This window comes from Paraburkholderia phytofirmans OLGA172 (assembly GCF_001634365.1).
GTDB lineage: Bacteria > Pseudomonadota > Gammaproteobacteria > Burkholderiales > Burkholderiaceae > Paraburkholderia.
Map to the genome: position 1 here is coordinate 1877453 of NZ_CP014579.1, position 14457 is coordinate 1891909.

Here is a 14457-nt window from a genome sequence, read left to right on the forward strand (position 1 = left end):
CCCAGATCGTTCTCGCGGCGCCGGCGCCAGGCGCAATGGGGATGGCACGCAATTCGGTCAGGGACGCCCTGTCACACGAAACTGTTTCGATCGCTGTGATTGAGAAACACGAGGGCTTGTTTTGACGGTGCGCGCGCAGTGGCCGGAAGTCGGTACGGTGGCGTACCGGCGCGAGAAATCCGCGTCTGCTCGTTGTTTCATCGGCTTTTGACCACGGCTACGCGGCCCTCGGGAAATTCTCGCGCCGCACAGGCATTCGGGACTGGCCCGGTACGACACCGTACTGAAACAGGTTTCGCCACCTCCGCGCACCGTGGTAGCGCGCCGTATAATGGGGTAAGAGCCGCCCGGCTCGCCTCACCTTGAGGTCGTGCCGCAGAGGCACGACAACACCGTTCAGCCAGCTTCACGTCGCACCTCAGTTGAAGTCTGGCCTCAACAGTCGATTTTTCAGCGTAATTGTTTGAAGACGACGCCGTTTTTCAACAGAATGTCGAGGAGTGGCGATGTCAAAATCGCATCATCCCAAAGAGAATCACCTGCTATCGGTCCTGCCGGAAGCGGAGTGGAAGCGCATCGAGCCGCATCTCGTGCCGGTCGATATGCCGCTGGGAGAGGTCGTCTACGAATCCGGCGACCGCCTCGATCATGTCTATTTCCCCACTACCGCCATCATCTCGCTGCTGTACGTCATGGAAGATGGCGCGTCCGCCGAGATAGCGATTGTCGGTAACGAAGGGCTCGTCGGTATCGCCCTCTTTATGGGTGGAGAAACCACGCCCAGCCGCGCCGTCGTGCAAAGCGCAGGGCACGCCTACCGGCTGGACGCGCGTATCCTGAAGGAGGAGTTTCATCGTGCCGGTCCCGTTCAGCGGCTGCTGCTTCGCTACACCCAGGCGCTGATCACCCAGATGGCACAAACCGCCGTCTGCAACCGGCACCACTCGATCGATCAACAGTTGTGCCGCTGGCTGCTCCTAAGCATTGATAGATTGCCGTCCAACCAGTTGAAGATGACTCAGGAACTGATTGCCAATATGCTCGGCGTGCGCCGCCCCGGCGTGACCGAGGCGGCCACGAAGCTGCAGGACGCAGGGTTGATCCGCTATAGCTATGGTCATATCGAGGTACTGGATAGGCCCGGGCTGGAAAAGCGTGTCTGCGAATGCTACGGCGTAGTCAGAAGGGAATTCGACCGGCTGTTGCCCGATCTGCGTGCAATCTAGAGTGGGTTCGCCGCGTCGTCTCCCAGGTGGAAAACGCGCGTTCAGTGAATGTGGCTTCCGAAAAGCCCCAGCAGTCCGATCACAATCAGATAGATTGCCACGATGTAGTTCAACAGACGTGGCACCACAAGAATCAGGATGCCGGCGATCAACGAAACTAGTGGACCTGCACTCGTGAGCATATGCATGATTTTCCCTCCTCGCTCACTCGCACGCGGCACGCGCCGTATGCGAGCTTCGACCCACCCACGTTACAGGGTTTTGAGCCGGCTGACCTTCGTGCCGTCGAGCGTCGCGCCTGCCATTAGCCCACTGTTGGTCAGCACGAACGCGTCCACCTGACCAGTTGCCGTACCCGTATCGACGTTGCCGTTCGCTCCGATCTTCAGCAATGCCACCGACGCATCACCGCCCGCCGACCAGCCATCGCTGTTACGGAATTTCGCCAACGATTCTTCCGTCATGAACAGAAAGACGATCGCCTTCGACTGCGCGCCGGCTTGCCAGCCGATCGAACCCGTTGCTGTGCTGTAGTACCCGACGGTACGCCCGCCGACCCGCAGCGAGCCCTCGCCATACTGGCCGCCTATGACGAAGCCGGCATCGATGACCGACGGGAACACCAGCACCCCGCGGGCCTTCGCAACCAGTTCGCGCGATCCATTTGCGGCGTTGTAGAGACGCCCCAAGGTCGAGTCCACACCCGCGTCGATGCTGCGACGCTTGCCCATCTGTGTGCTGCTGGCGTCGGACGGACTCGTCGTCGTGCAACCCGATACCGCAAGCCCGATCACGAGGATCGAACCGGGTGTCGTGAATAGAAATTTTCTTCGTAGCATCATGGCCTCCACTTCTGCTGATAGTGACGCTGACACTACGCTCGATCGACTCCGGAAGCGGTACGTCAGCGTACAAACTGCCACCACGGCAGGCAAAGCAAGCCGTTCGAGAAAGAAGCCAGTGAAGTTCGAAAAACGTTGGCCCACTTTCTATGGAACCGCAAGTACTTCGTGCATCTTGAGCGCCTCGTCATACCAATCACGAGAGATCGACGTCAGGATGTGCGCCGCCGCCGGACATGTCGGTACGATCCTGTACCAGACTCCGCCGCGTCCGGGCGATGTCGTGCCTCTACGGGCAGCGTCTCACTACCTTGCATGCAAACGTCCGCCATCGGACAGACGTCGATCTGGAATGGTGGCATTACTGAATTATTCGATCGAATTCGCTCTTGTCTATGCACCGCAAGCGGCACCGGGAATCAGCTTGTTCCTCCCGCTCCAGTTTCAATGGAAAAGTATCCGGCTCGCAACCGCTGCCGGCAACACGAACGTTTCGCAGGAGGACACCATGATGCGACTCATCGTTCTGTTTATGATCGCCGGTACCGCTCTTCTCGCGGGCTGCAACACTGTTGCGGGCGCGGGCCAGGACATATCAAAAGGCGGTCAGGCCATCCACAACACCGCTGAGGACGCCAAGTAAACGGCGCCTGCTATCGGTGTTGCGGATGTTCAAGAAAAAATTGCACCCAAAGGGGAATGGAGATGAAGAACCAAACACGTGCATGGATGCTGATTGCGCTGTCGCTGATTGCCGGCCTGAGCGCCTGCATCCTCGTCCCGGTCGGCGGCGGCGACTACCACGGCGGTGGCGGCTACCACGGCGGTGGCGAATATCACGAGGCTCACGATCATTACTAGGCGTGCCGCGTTCATCGCTTTCGCGCGGCGCGAAATCAGGCGCAGACAGATTACCGGCGGCCGATCTTTACGGCTGAGCGCAATCATGGGCAAGCGCATGTTCCTCAAGCGTGCCATCCACCATCGCCTGGGCTTCCTCAACGATGCGCGTCAGGTGATCTTCACCCAGGAAGCTCTCCGCATAGATCTTGTAGATATCTTCGGTTCCTGACGGACGTGCAGCGAACCAACCGTTCTTCGTGATCACCTTGATGCCGCCGATGGCGGCGCGATTGCCTGGAGCACGGTCGAGCACCTGTTCGATCTGTTCGCCGGCCAGTTCGGTGTGGGGAAACTGCGCCGGCGAGAGCCGCCCCAGCAGCGCGCGCTGCTGGGCCGTTGCCACGGCTTGCACTCGACGTTCAACCGGCTCGCCCATCCTCTGGGTCAGATCCCGGTAGATTTCAGCGGGATCGCGGCCAATTCGCGTCGTGATCTCGGCCGACAGCAACGCCGATACGATGCCATCCTTGTCGGTCGTCCACGCCGTGCCATCGAGCCGCAGACAACTGGCGCCCGCGCTCTCCTCCCCGCCGAAGCCGAGCGAGCCGTCGAGCAGGCCGTCGACAAACCATTTGAATCCGACCGGCACTTCGTATAGCGTACGACCGAGCCTCTCGCTCACGCGATCGATCATCTGGCTGCTGACAATGGTTTTGCCCACCGCCGCATGGGCGCGCCACCGGGGGCGATGAGAATACAGATAATCGACGAGGACCGTGAGATAGTGATTCGGTGGCAGCAGCCCGGCGCGCCGCGTAACGATGCCATGGCGATCGTGATCGGTGTCGCACGCAAAGGCCACATCGAAGCGATCCTTCTGGTCGATCAGCGTTTGCATCGCATAAGGCGACGATGGATCCATGCGAATCCGCCCATCCCAGTCGACACTCATGAAGCGGAAAGTTGGATCGACGTCGTCGTTGACCACGCTCAAATTCAGGCCATATCGCTCGGCAATCGGCCCCCAGTAGTGCACACCCGCGCCGCCAAGCGGGTCGACTCCCAGGACGATCGGCGCGCCACGCACCACATCCATATCGATGACGCTGACGAGATCGCCAACGTAGGCGTTGAGGAAGTCATGCCGGTGCGTCGTCGTGGCGCGCAGCGCCTTCGATAAGCACATCCGCAGCACGCCGTCCAGCTTGCTTTCGAGCAATCCGTTCGCTGCCGCTTCGATCCAGCCGGTCACGATTTCGTCAGCCGGCCCGCCACTCGGTGGGTTGTATTTGAAACCGCCGCTTTCCGGTGGATTGTGTGACGGCGTCACCACGATGCCGTCCGCCAGTCCCGCAGTGCAGCCGCGGTTGTACGCGACGATGGCGTGCGACACCGCCGGCGTGGGCGTGTATTCACCGTTTTGCGCGATCATGACCTCAACGCCGTTGGCGGCCAGCACCTCGAGCGCACTCGCGTAAGCGGGTTCAGACAATGCATGCGTGTCGACGCCGATAAACAGCGGGCCGTCGATACCCGCCTGCCGCCGATAACAGCAGATCGCCTGCGTGATGGCGAGCACATGCCACTCATTGAAGCTGCGAGCGAAAGCCGAGCCGCGATGCCCGGAGGTGCCGAATGCGACCCGCTGCGCCGGAATCGCGGGGTCGGGCCTTTCTGTGTAATACGACGTGACCAGCCGGGGGACGTTGACCAGCATCTCATGATGTGCCGGTTTTCCAGCGAGAGGATTGATGTTCATCGCGATATCCTTTGGTAGTCGAGACTCATGATGGCGACACCCAGGTTCGCCCGCATCTATCTTTCTGAGCACGACTTTCTCTCTCGCGACAGGCAGATGTCTGTACGGTATCGGGCAATGATTTTTAGTTGAGCAGACGGTGTGAGCAACGACAACCTGCGGAGATCAATCCGGCGCTTGCGGCGAAGATTGACGCTCCGTCGGGTCATCGCGTGCAGCGGGCCGCCGGTCGCATCGACAGCCGTTTTGAACGAGGTTGCGCGGCGCTCCCGCGCACATCACGGGTTGTCTATAGCGCTCTCAAGTCCGGCAGCAGGCGGTCGAATTCCCGTTTCACCACCCTGTAGCATTCACACACGCGCTTTTCGAGCCCCGGTCGATCCAGCACTTCGATGTGGCCGTAGCTGTAACGGATCATGCCGGCGTCCTGTAACTTCATCGCCGCTTCGGTGACGCCGGGCCGGCGCACCCCAAGCATGTTGGCAATCAGTTCCTGGGTCATCTTCAACTCGTTGGACGGCAGGCGGTCGATGCTCAGCAGCAGCCAACGGCACAACTGCTGGTCGATCGAATGATGCCGGTTGCACACCGCGGTCTGCGCCATCTGGGTGATCAGCGCCTGGGTATAGCGCAACAGCAGTCGCTGCATTGGGCCGGCGCGATGAAACTCCTCCTTAAGAATACGGGCCTCCAGCCGGTACGCCTTTCCCGCACTCTGCACGACCGCCCGGCTTGGCGTGGTGTCGCCGCCCATGAAGAGGGCAATGCCGACCACCCCCTCATTGCCGACGATCGCAATCTCGCCGGACGCGCCGTCTTCCATCACATACAGCAGCGAAACGATCGCGGTGGATGGGAAATAGACATGGTCGAGGCGGTCACCCGATTCATAGACCACCTGTCCCAACGGCATATCCACTTGCACCACATGCGGTCCGATGCGGACCCACTCTGCTTCAGGCAACACCGCAAGCAGATGATTGTCGTGAGGTTGATTGATGCTCGACATGAGAGACACTCCCCGAAATCCCGAAAGAAGCGGCGTCGTATTCGTAAGATTGCGACTAACAAGATGGGCGCAGGCGCAGTTGTACTACCGTTCGGAGCGGCTTATTGCGTGACCCTGCGCGGTGGCGCGCAGCAGCCCCCAGCCCCACCATGAAATTATAGGCGGCACTGGCCCAGGGGTACCCCACGGCCTTCCAGCTCGGACCGTAGCCCCATCCATTGCTGTAGCGCCATGACGGAAAAGCGCCGACGAGCAGCGGAACCAAAACGATAAGAAAAAGTAATCCTAATGAAATTTCAAGTCTCCCTGTGTCGCGGCGTGCTGGCTCAACCACACCCGGCCCGCCGCCGTCATGTTGATGACGCCACAGGCACGCGATTCGTAGGCAAGCCCGCCGCCTAATCGTTCTTCCGCTATCGCCTGTACTGGAAGCGCGAATAACTCGGGAAACGCGAACAACTCAACTTTTTCCGCACTTCGCCGATATACCACTCGAACGCAGTATTGGGTTGGACAGACGCGACACTTGTTGGAGCGGCGAGCATGAGCCAACCCGCAATCCCCCAATTCAGGTGCCTCAGGAGGGCACGCTTCACGATCATGAAACGAATCTACACGACGTTCCTCGCCGCACTGCTGATCGCTACGCTTGCCCCGGAGTGCCATGGACAGTACACCACAGACTGGGTGGCGAACACATTTGGAACCAATGCTACCCGCGTGGGTAGCGTCGCACGCTCCATGTGGATAGCGCCCGAGGGCGTCATCTACACGGCTTCCATGTGGGACGAAAACGAAGGGGGTGTCGCGATATACCAGAACGGCCAAAGCCTGGGGTCCATAGGAGGTCACGGCGACTTTCAGGGCTCGGCCATTACGGGAAATGCAACTTCGATCTTCGCCGCTCTGCAATTCAATACCACTTACGGCAGCGGCACGGTGGGGCGGTACAACCGAACCACTCAAGCTCGCGACTTTCTCATCTCGGTCAGCGCGACAACGACTGAGCAGCGGGCTGATGTCATCACGGGACTCGCGACGTCGGGCTCGCTCCTTTATGCGAGCGACTTTCCTGGAAATCGCGTCCGCGTCTACACCACCGACGGTGTCTGGCGGCAGGATATCGCCGTCTCAAGCCCTGGCGCGCTCGCGGTGGACAGCGCAGGAAACATCTGGGTTGCGCAGAAGAGCACGGGCGCGATCCTCGGATTCAATCCGGCCGGCGTGCTCGTGAACACCATCCAGATGTCCGTCGCCTCTCGACCGTCCTCGCTGTATTTCGATGCGTCGACCGGGTGTCTCATGATCGGCGACGAGGGCCCCGACATGAACATCAAGATCTATAGCATTTTGGGCATTCCATTTCTGGTCAGCACATTTGGCATTCAGGGGGGATATCTCGATACGACAACGGGAATCAAAGGCCAGGTTGGCAATAAGCGATTTACCCGCGTCACCGGCATTGGCAAAGACGCCGCCGGCAACGTGTACGTGCTCAACAACCCGTGGGGCGGAAGCTGGGACCTCGGCCGCGACGGCGGCACCGACATTCACTCCTACGACAGTTTTGGCCACCTGCAATGGAAGCTTCAGTCTCTCAACTTCGAGGGGGTCGCCGCTCCGGACCCGGGTACGGATGGCGCGTACTTCTATGGAGGCACCAACATCTACACCGGCACCGCTGGGGGAACCTTCGTAGCGAACACGGTCGATCCGATCGACTATCCATCCGACCCGCGCATCAACATCAACGATCGCTCACGGGATGAGCACTTCGGTCAACTTGCCACCGTCGGCGCCAACCGGATCCTCGTGGCGTCCGGCCAGAATCCCGATACTTTCTACTTCTTCCACTTCAATGCCGTGAATGGCTACATCGCCATACCGGACGCCACGCTTCCAGGTCCAGCGTTCAATACGACCGCACCGGTCAGGGACGGATTTTGCCTCGACAGCAAAGGGGACGTCTGGGCCGGTTTGGACAAGACGAATGCCATCTGGCACTACCCGCTGACCGGCTTCGATGCCAACGGCCAGCCAAGCTGGGGAGCAGGAATTGCAACGCCCATTCCGGGCACGATCACGCCATTGACGCGGATCGTCTACCTGCCGGAAAGCGACACGATGATCCTGGCACAGGGAGTTGTCGGTAGCACGGACTGGACGTCGATCGGAACGCGGATCGAGGTGTATCACGGCTGGCTCGCGGGCAACACGACCGTTCCCAATCCGGTGATCAACCTCGCCAGCGCCAATCCCAAGTCGATCACGGCGGCCGGCAACTATCTCTTCGTCGGATACGTACACACCGTGCCCAACATCGATGCCTTCAATCTGACCACAGGCAGCCTGGACACCACGTTGATCAACAGCAACCCCAACGCCGTGTACGTCGGCAATGACGTGGATTCGATGTACGGCCTTAGATCGTACCGTCGGTCGACCGGGGAGTACGTGATCACGAAGGACAATTACAACGGGAGCAGCGTCATCATTTATCGTTGGACACCCTGATCGACCGTGCTCGTCGCGCCTACGCGCCCGGCCAGCAGCGCGGAACCCTGCCGGTATTATTGGAGGAGCCAGATCGATCCTGATCCTCGTAATCGCCAGTTTTCAGTTGTCTGAAGATTGAGTCCACGTTGCTGTGCCCGCGCGGCGGCGAACTCGTTGACCAGGGCGACTGGCCGTACCGAACTGACGAGCCGCGCGTAGGATATGACTAGTTGACCATGAGTTCAGGAGGTGACATGAACGCTAAAGCGGTGTGCCCGCTGCACGGACCAACGACCATACTCCGCACGAATTCCTATGGGTTTCCGGTCTATTCGTGCTGCTGCAACGACGTGATATCGGTGACGCCCCCGGATGCGTGCACGAGAGCGCCGACGCAACGCGGACGTGATCCGCAGCCCGAACAACCGAAGACGAGGAAAGAGTGACACTGACGGTCAAGCCTGCTGCCTGCATTTCTTTACGTCCATCACGAAACCGGCAGGAGGCTTGCCGCTTTGGCTGCAAGCCAGGCGTCAGCCAATCAGATCGGCGCCCGTCGTAAGGACAATCTTTCCAAAGTGAGTGCCGGAATCGATCAGCTCGTGAGCGCCGCGAGCGTCGGCAAGCGCAAAGGTCTTGTAGACAACCGGTTTGATCTTGCCGCTCTCGATGAGCGGCCAGACCCGCCGCTCGAGTTCATCGATGATGGTCGCTTTGTCAGCGGATGTGCGCGAGCGCAATGTCGAGCCCATATGCATCAGACGTTTCGTCAACATCGGCACGAGGTTAAGGTCCTTCGCCGGCCCCTTGATCACGCCCACCTGGAGGATCCGTCCGTCCATGGCTGCGGCGTCATAGTTTCTGGCCACGTAGTCGCCGGCAATGATGTCGAGAATCACGTCGACGCCTCTTCCATCGGTAACCCGCTTCGTTTCGGCGACGAAATCGTCCTCGCGGTAATCGATCGCGAGGTCTGCGCCTAGCGCCAGGCTGGCCTCCCGATGCGCCTGCGAGCCAACTGTCGTGATGATTTTCGCAGCGCCGAATGCCTTCGCCAGCATGGTCGCCGTGGTACCGATACCTGACGCGCCGCCATGGATCAACACCGATTCGCCGGCAACCAGCTTGCCGCGCTGGAACAGGTTCAGCCATACCGTCATCAACGTTTCGGGCATGGCCCCCGCTTCCACCAAGCTCAGGCCTTTGGGGATATGCATCGTGTTGCAGGCGTGCGCGACTGCATATTCTGCGTAGCCACCGCCGGGAATCAAGGCACACACCAGTTCGCCGATCTGGAATTGGGACACCTCGGAGCCAACGGCAACCACTTGACCTGCCACTTCCAGCCCTGGAATGTCCGAAGCGCCGGGGGGCGGATCATACAGCCCTTTGCGCTGGAAGACGTCTGGACCGTTCACGGCAGCCGCGTGGATGCGGATCAGAACCTGATCGGCGGCCGGCATCGGCACCGGGCGCGTAGTCGGCACCAGGACCTCAGGACCGCCGGGCTGTTTGATCTCAATGGCCGTCATGGACGACGGCACACGATAGGTTGAAGCAGACATGGATACCACTCCTTCTACAGGTGAGGCTCGATTGATCCGGGCGGATCGTTTAACGAGGAACTCTTGCGTTCAGTATAGGCCTCGACATTGATGAATCCGTGCAGCATTATTCGAATGGTGAGATGCAAATTTGCATCAGGAGGACCGCACGATGAACTGGGACGACGCGCGAGTGTTTCTCGCGGTGGAGCGCGAAAAAACGCTCCGTGGAGCGGCCAGGACGCTCAATCTCGATCAGGCGACGGTCGGCAGAAGGATTGCGGCACTAGAGCACGCCCTGCGTGCAACGCTCTTTCTGCGCACCTCCGAGGGTTACGCGTTGACCGCCGCTGGCGAGGCCGCGCTGAGATCAGCGGAGAACATGGAACACTCCGCCCATGAACTCGTCAGACGAACTCAAGGCACGGATACACGGCTTGCGGGGGATGTAAGAGTCACCAGCACCGACTCGATCGCGCTCGAATTCCTGTTTCCCGCCATCGAACGCCTGCATGCTGCGCATCCCGACGTGCGCGTCCTGCTGGACACGTCGACGCGCATGCTAAATCTGGCAAAGCGTGAAGCGGATATCGCGGTCCGGTCAGTCAGGCCCGATAATCCCGATCTTGTCGCGCGGCGCCTGGCTCGCTGGCCCATGGCGCTGTTTGCATCGACCGCTTATCTCGAGCAGCACGGCAAGCCCGCCGCTGGCTCCGCATTCGCGGGCCACGATCTTGTCGTCTATCAGGGAAACTGGACCGGGAATCGATCGCCGACTCTTGCTGGCGAACCGATACACGCGGGGCGCATCGTATCGACCTTCAATTCCAGTCTCATGCTGCGTACCGCGGTAAAGGCCGGCCTCGGCATCGGCGAGCTTCCGATACATCTGGCTGAACACGACGGCCTCGTGCAGGTATGGCCGGAACCCGCACGTGGGGCGGTCTACGAAGTCTGGCTCGTCACGCATCAGGACCTTCGGCATACCGCGCGCATCGCAGCAATGATTGACGGCATCGTCTCCGCGTTCGAAGATCACACAACCCACACAAAATAGTCATGCACGACCTGACTGCGGCGGCTGCGTGTCACCTCGACAGGAAGAACCAGGCCAGTTCGCGGTCCGGCATGGGCTCTTCAGGCCCGCTGTAGAGTGTCCATCGCCTTTTCGGCATCGGCCAACGAGTCGACCGCGAGATAAGCAATGAACTGCGTGCCAAGTACAGCGGCGGAAACGCCACGGAGGTTGATCCCCTCGTCTGCCAGCATCTGGGTCAATTGCGCGATGATCCCCAGCTGGTCCAGACCCATTACACGGACGGAGTGAAGGCTCGGGGTGACGGTGAACCCCACCTGTGCCGCCGCTTGAATCTCCCTCTCCCCCTGCAGCGGTGCGACAAACACGACCCCCTTGCCCGATGCTTCCGGCGTGCGGCGTGCGATGACGAACTGCAAGTCGACGCCCGCATCCCGCAAAGCGTTTAACACTTGCGCAAGCCCACCCGGTTTGTCCTCGATGGCAGCGGCCCAAACATCGACGCGTTCTACGCTCAGTTCCATGGCAATCCCTCCCGCCTGACACATCTCCCAATCAAAATCTACTTCACGAACGGCACGCAATCAAGACCGGCGCGTCCACGCGCGGCATCGCGTTCTTCGGGCGGCCCGGGTTTGTACACCGCAATACGCTTCGCCGCGGCAGACAGGTCTCGTCCCTCAAGGTGGTTGGGCGTATCATTTCGTGAGAAGAACACCGGTTCAGGCCGCGCCCCCCGGGGGCAATCACCCATTACCGGCTGGCTTGCCGCACCGTTGTCCAGCTATGGAATTCCGATCTCCTCGCTGCAATCCATAGTGTCCGGGCGCGACACAACGCAGAATCCCCCTTAAAGGGGCGCACGATTGCATGGACGGGGATGGCAGCCAGGGTCAACCCGAACACCTGGAGCAATTGATGCACGTGACAGAAGCGACGTTCCCGAACAGGCCACCTCTGTTCCTCGCCACGAAGGTCTTTCCGCCACGCCTGCCCGCCGGTTTGATAGATCGTCCGCGCCTTGCCTCCCTTGCCGCACAGACAGAAATGAAGCGCCTGACGGTGATCAAGGCTCCCGCTGGATTTGGCAAGACGTCGCTCGCGCTCACCTGGCTAAGCGTGCTCGGGACGAGCAGCGCGCGGGTTGCCTGGCTCTCTCTCGACGCCGACGATGACGAACCCGCTCGATACTTCAATCATCTTGCGCACGCATTACGGCAAGCCTGTGGCAACGTCGGCGCCTCAGTGATCGGCTTGACCGCCGAAGCGTTGTTTGTGCCGGCGAATTCACTCGCGTCGACGCTGATTAACGAGCTTGTCGACGTCGACGACGAGGTCTACGTTTTCATCGACGACTACCACTTGATAAGCGAGGCACCGATTCACGAAGCAATGTCGCTCTTCATTGCCAACGTGCCCTCGCAGGTCCACGTGGTGCTGTGCACCCGAACGGATCCCCCTCTTCCTGTGGCCAGGCTGCGAGCCCGCAACGAGCTCCTGGAAATCGACGCGTCGACGTTGAGATTCAACTTCGACGAGACGCGCCGCTTCGTCGAGCACGAATGCCCCGGCAAGCTCCGCACTACGGAGGTGAAGTCGCTGTTCGCGACCACCGAAGGCTGGGCTGCCGCGCTGCGCATCTCCGCGTCGGTGCTGGCCCGGAACGATCGCCCCCGAGGCTGGCAGGCAGGCGCTCCGACCGGCGCATCGCGGCCGCTTGCAGACTACCTCGAAGACATCCTTCGCTCTTTACCGACCGAAATGTTCGAGTTCATGCTGCGTACGGCAATACTCGATCGCCTGAGCGCGCCGCTTTGCGCGGCGCTCACCGGCCTCAAGGCGAGCCAGACCATGCTGGACGCCATTGTCGCGCGCCAGTTGCTGCTCGAACCGCTGGACCTGGAAGGACACTGTTTCCGCTATCACCCGCTGATGGCCGAGTACCTCCGGCGTCGGCTGGAGGCCTGCTACCACGAGGAGATCACCGAACTGCATCGCCGCGCGTGGCAATGGTACGCGGCAGAGCACCAGTGGACCGACGCAGTCAGGCATGCCATTGCGGCCGGCGCAACCGACGATGCCATTCGCCTCATGGAACACTGCGCCATGTCCCTCCTCAAAGCAGGCGATCTGCTCACGCTGGTCGGCTGGCAGCGTCAATTCCCATCCGACCTGATGCGGGCACAGATCACGGTCACGCTTGCGACGGCTTGGGGCACGGTCCTCGCCATGCGCTTCGATGACGCGGCCTCGATGCTGGATTCGATCGAACGCGATGCCGCCGGCAAGGGTATCGACGCTGACCGCGTCAGATGGGAGTGCGTCGCCATTCGCTCGGCACTTGCAGCCTTGCAGGATGACCCGCAAAGGGCGCTCTCGCTCGCGCAACGATATCTGGACCGGCCGTCGCGCGATTCCTGGACCACCAACGCGGTCTCAAACGTAGCGCGCTTCGCCCACTGGAAAGCGGGTAATCTTGAGGCCCTTCACGCCACACCGTGGATTCCCGACTCGATCGAGGAAGACCAACGCAGCGTATTCTCCACGGTTTATCGGCTTTGCCTGCTCGGCCATGTGGAAATGCAGCAACTGCGCTTTCCGCTCGCGGAGCGCCGTTTCAGCGAAGCGATGGAGCTTGCCGAACACCATTCGGGTCCGCAGTCGATAGCGGTGGCGTTATGCGCCCCGATGATCGCCCAATTGCGTTATGAGGAGGGCCGGCTGGACGAAGCTGAAGCGCAGCTCGTCGAGCTCATGCCGGTCATTGAACTTGCCGTGCTTCTCGACAGCGTGTTGATCAGCTATCGCATACTCATTCGAATCGCCGTGGCACGCGCCAATTTTGCACACGCGCATGCCTTGCTCGACAGTGCACAGGCGCTGGGGCAGGCACGTCGATGGAACCGGCTGATTGCCGCCGCGCTCGCGGAAAGAACCCGGCTGAATCTTGCAGAAGGCAGGCTTGCCGAAGCGGGCGCGTGCGTGGCACAGCTGCGGCAGCTGGCCACCTCCAACGCCGGATCGTCCACTCCCGTGTCGCCGGAGATCGAGAACTACCGGGACCTCGGGGCTGCGTGCCTCGCGATGCGACGGCAGCAGACCGGGGAAGCGGTCGAGATATTGAGCGGTGCACTGGAGCGTCTCGAACACCTTCACGGCACTTACCTCGCGCTGCGGCTGCGGACCCTCCTCGCGCTGGCGTGGCTGAATGCAGGCGAGCGCGATCGGGCACTCGAGATATTCCGCGAAGTTGCGAGGATGGGGGCGCCTGCCGGGATCTGCCAGTCGATTGTCGATCACGGGCCGGAGATCGGCCCGCTATTGAAGCTGGCGCGCGACAGCGCCCGCACCACGGCCACAGCGCCGGCAATAGTGACCTGGCTAGACCGTCTGCTGGATAACTGGCGAAGACTGCACGAACCCAACAGCCAGCCCCAGCGAGAAGGCGAGCGGGATCGCCTCAGCTCGCGAGAGCGCGGCATCGTCGAGTTGATCGCACAGGGACAGTCAAACAAGGAAATTGCGCGTACGCTCGGGATCACACCTGAAACGGTCAAGTCCCACGTAAAGAGCATCTTTACGAAGCTGGAAGTCGACAAACGCGCCCAAGCCGTCTCTCGCGCGCAGACGCTCGGATTGGTCAAACATAGCTAGAGCGTGTTAGGCACTTTCGGTCAGACCTGGTAACCTGGCGGGATGACA

General features: G+C 60.8%; 13 protein-coding genes. 6 read left to right on the plus strand and 7 right to left on the minus strand.

The window, feature by feature from the left end; genetic code table 11:
* The first annotated feature begins 506 nt into the window (after positions 1–506).
* Positions 507–1226, plus strand: a complete 720-nt coding sequence (locus AYM40_RS28450) for a Crp/Fnr family transcriptional regulator (RefSeq protein WP_063499440.1) — start codon at positions 507–509, stop codon at positions 1224–1226.
* 41 nt (positions 1227–1267) lie between these two features.
* Here the strand turns inward: AYM40_RS28450 and AYM40_RS39175 are convergent, their stop codons facing one another.
* Both AYM40_RS39175 and AYM40_RS28455 read right to left on the minus strand, forming a co-directional pair.
* Positions 1268–1414: a DUF3096 domain-containing protein gene (locus AYM40_RS39175; protein ID WP_074288095.1), complete on the minus strand. Its 147-nt coding sequence runs from the start codon at positions 1412–1414 to the stop codon at positions 1268–1270.
* Between the two features lie 63 nt (positions 1415–1477).
* Complete coding sequence (locus tag AYM40_RS28455; RefSeq protein WP_063499441.1) at positions 1478–2065, minus strand: YSC84-related protein; 588 nt, start codon at positions 2063–2065, stop codon at positions 1478–1480.
* Between the two features lie 514 nt (positions 2066–2579).
* Here AYM40_RS28455 and AYM40_RS28460 point away from each other — a divergent pair.
* Together AYM40_RS28460 and AYM40_RS42000 are read left to right on the plus strand one after the other, a co-directional pair.
* On the plus strand, positions 2580–2711 hold the full coding sequence (locus AYM40_RS28460; protein ID WP_407947689.1) for an entericidin A/B family lipoprotein: 132 nt from the start codon (positions 2580–2582) through the stop codon (positions 2709–2711).
* Positions 2712–2773: 62 nt separating this feature from the next.
* Complete coding sequence (locus tag AYM40_RS42000) at positions 2774–2929, plus strand: hypothetical protein (protein WP_181448435.1); 156 nt, start codon at positions 2774–2776, stop codon at positions 2927–2929.
* Between the two features lie 67 nt (positions 2930–2996).
* Here AYM40_RS42000 and pgm read toward each other — a convergent pair whose 3' ends face one another.
* The 3 genes from pgm to AYM40_RS43865 all read right to left on the minus strand — a co-directional run bounded on the left by pgm (position 2997) and on the right by AYM40_RS43865 (position 6013).
* Entirely contained in the window at positions 2997–4670 is a 1674-nt protein-coding gene (gene pgm / locus AYM40_RS28465) for a phosphoglucomutase (alpha-D-glucose-1,6-bisphosphate-dependent) (RefSeq protein WP_063499442.1), read from the minus strand.
* Positions 4671–4959: 289 nt separating this feature from the next.
* A complete protein-coding gene (locus tag AYM40_RS28470; RefSeq protein WP_063499443.1) occupies positions 4960–5679 on the minus strand; it encodes a Crp/Fnr family transcriptional regulator in 720 nt (239 codons plus the stop codon).
* 55 nt (positions 5680–5734) lie between these two features.
* Complete coding sequence (locus AYM40_RS43865; RefSeq protein WP_420488486.1) at positions 5735–6013, minus strand: DUF3309 domain-containing protein; 279 nt, start codon at positions 6011–6013, stop codon at positions 5735–5737.
* A 266-nt stretch (positions 6014–6279) separates the two neighbouring features.
* On the opposite strand from AYM40_RS43865, the gene AYM40_RS28475 reads away from it, so the two are divergent.
* Entirely contained in the window at positions 6280–8193 is a 1914-nt protein-coding gene (locus tag AYM40_RS28475) for an SMP-30/gluconolactonase/LRE family protein (RefSeq protein WP_236720974.1), read from the plus strand.
* 515 nt (positions 8194–8708) lie between these two features.
* Here AYM40_RS28475 and AYM40_RS28480 read toward each other — a convergent pair.
* Positions 8709–9740 carry an NAD(P)H-quinone oxidoreductase gene (locus AYM40_RS28480; protein ID WP_063499444.1) on the minus strand — a complete coding sequence of 344 codons (1032 nt, stop codon included), beginning with the start codon at positions 9738–9740 and terminating at the stop codon, positions 8709–8711.
* Between the two features lie 151 nt (positions 9741–9891).
* Between AYM40_RS28480 and AYM40_RS28485 the strand changes: the two genes are divergently transcribed.
* Positions 9892–10776, plus strand: a complete 885-nt coding sequence (locus tag AYM40_RS28485) for a LysR family transcriptional regulator (protein WP_063499445.1) — start codon at positions 9892–9894, stop codon at positions 10774–10776.
* Between the two features lie 80 nt (positions 10777–10856).
* On the opposite strand, the gene AYM40_RS28490 is transcribed toward AYM40_RS28485, so the two are convergent.
* Entirely contained in the window at positions 10857–11279 is a 423-nt protein-coding gene (locus AYM40_RS28490; RefSeq protein ID WP_063500766.1) for an ACT domain-containing protein, read from the minus strand.
* A gap of 394 nt (positions 11280–11673) precedes the next feature.
* Here AYM40_RS28490 and AYM40_RS28495 point away from each other — a divergent pair, with 394 nt between their 5' ends.
* Positions 11674–14409, plus strand: a complete 2736-nt coding sequence (locus AYM40_RS28495; RefSeq protein ID WP_063499446.1) for a LuxR C-terminal-related transcriptional regulator — start codon at positions 11674–11676, stop codon at positions 14407–14409.
* The last annotated feature ends 48 nt before the right edge of the window (positions 14410–14457 follow it).

Bases quoted from the DNA above. Each gene is read 5' to 3' on its own strand.
- AYM40_RS28450 (WP_063499440.1), top strand. From the start codon at position 507: ATGTCAAAATCGCATCATCCCAAAGAGAATCACCTGCTATCGGTCCTG.
- AYM40_RS39175 (WP_074288095.1), bottom strand. From the start codon at position 1,414: ATGCATATGCTCACGAGTGCAGGTCCACTAGTTTCGTTGATCGCCGGC.
- AYM40_RS28455 (WP_063499441.1), bottom strand. From the start codon at position 2,065: ATGCTACGAAGAAAATTTCTATTCACGACACCCGGTTCGATCCTCGTG.
- AYM40_RS28460 (WP_407947689.1), top strand. From the start codon at position 2,580: ATGCGACTCATCGTTCTGTTTATGATCGCCGGTACCGCTCTTCTCGCG.
- AYM40_RS42000 (WP_181448435.1), top strand. From the start codon at position 2,774: ATGAAGAACCAAACACGTGCATGGATGCTGATTGCGCTGTCGCTGATT.
- pgm (WP_063499442.1), bottom strand. From the start codon at position 4,670: ATGAACATCAATCCTCTCGCTGGAAAACCGGCACATCATGAGATGCTG.
- AYM40_RS28470 (WP_063499443.1), bottom strand. From the start codon at position 5,679: ATGTCGAGCATCAATCAACCTCACGACAATCATCTGCTTGCGGTGTTG.
- AYM40_RS28475 (WP_236720974.1), top strand. From the start codon at position 6,280: ATGAAACGAATCTACACGACGTTCCTCGCCGCACTGCTGATCGCTACG.
- AYM40_RS28480 (WP_063499444.1), bottom strand. From the start codon at position 9,740: ATGTCTGCTTCAACCTATCGTGTGCCGTCGTCCATGACGGCCATTGAG.
- AYM40_RS28485 (WP_063499445.1), top strand. From the start codon at position 9,892: ATGAACTGGGACGACGCGCGAGTGTTTCTCGCGGTGGAGCGCGAAAAA.
- AYM40_RS28490 (WP_063500766.1), bottom strand. From the start codon at position 11,279: ATGGAACTGAGCGTAGAACGCGTCGATGTTTGGGCCGCTGCCATCGAG.
- AYM40_RS28495 (WP_063499446.1), top strand. From the start codon at position 11,674: ATGCACGTGACAGAAGCGACGTTCCCGAACAGGCCACCTCTGTTCCTC.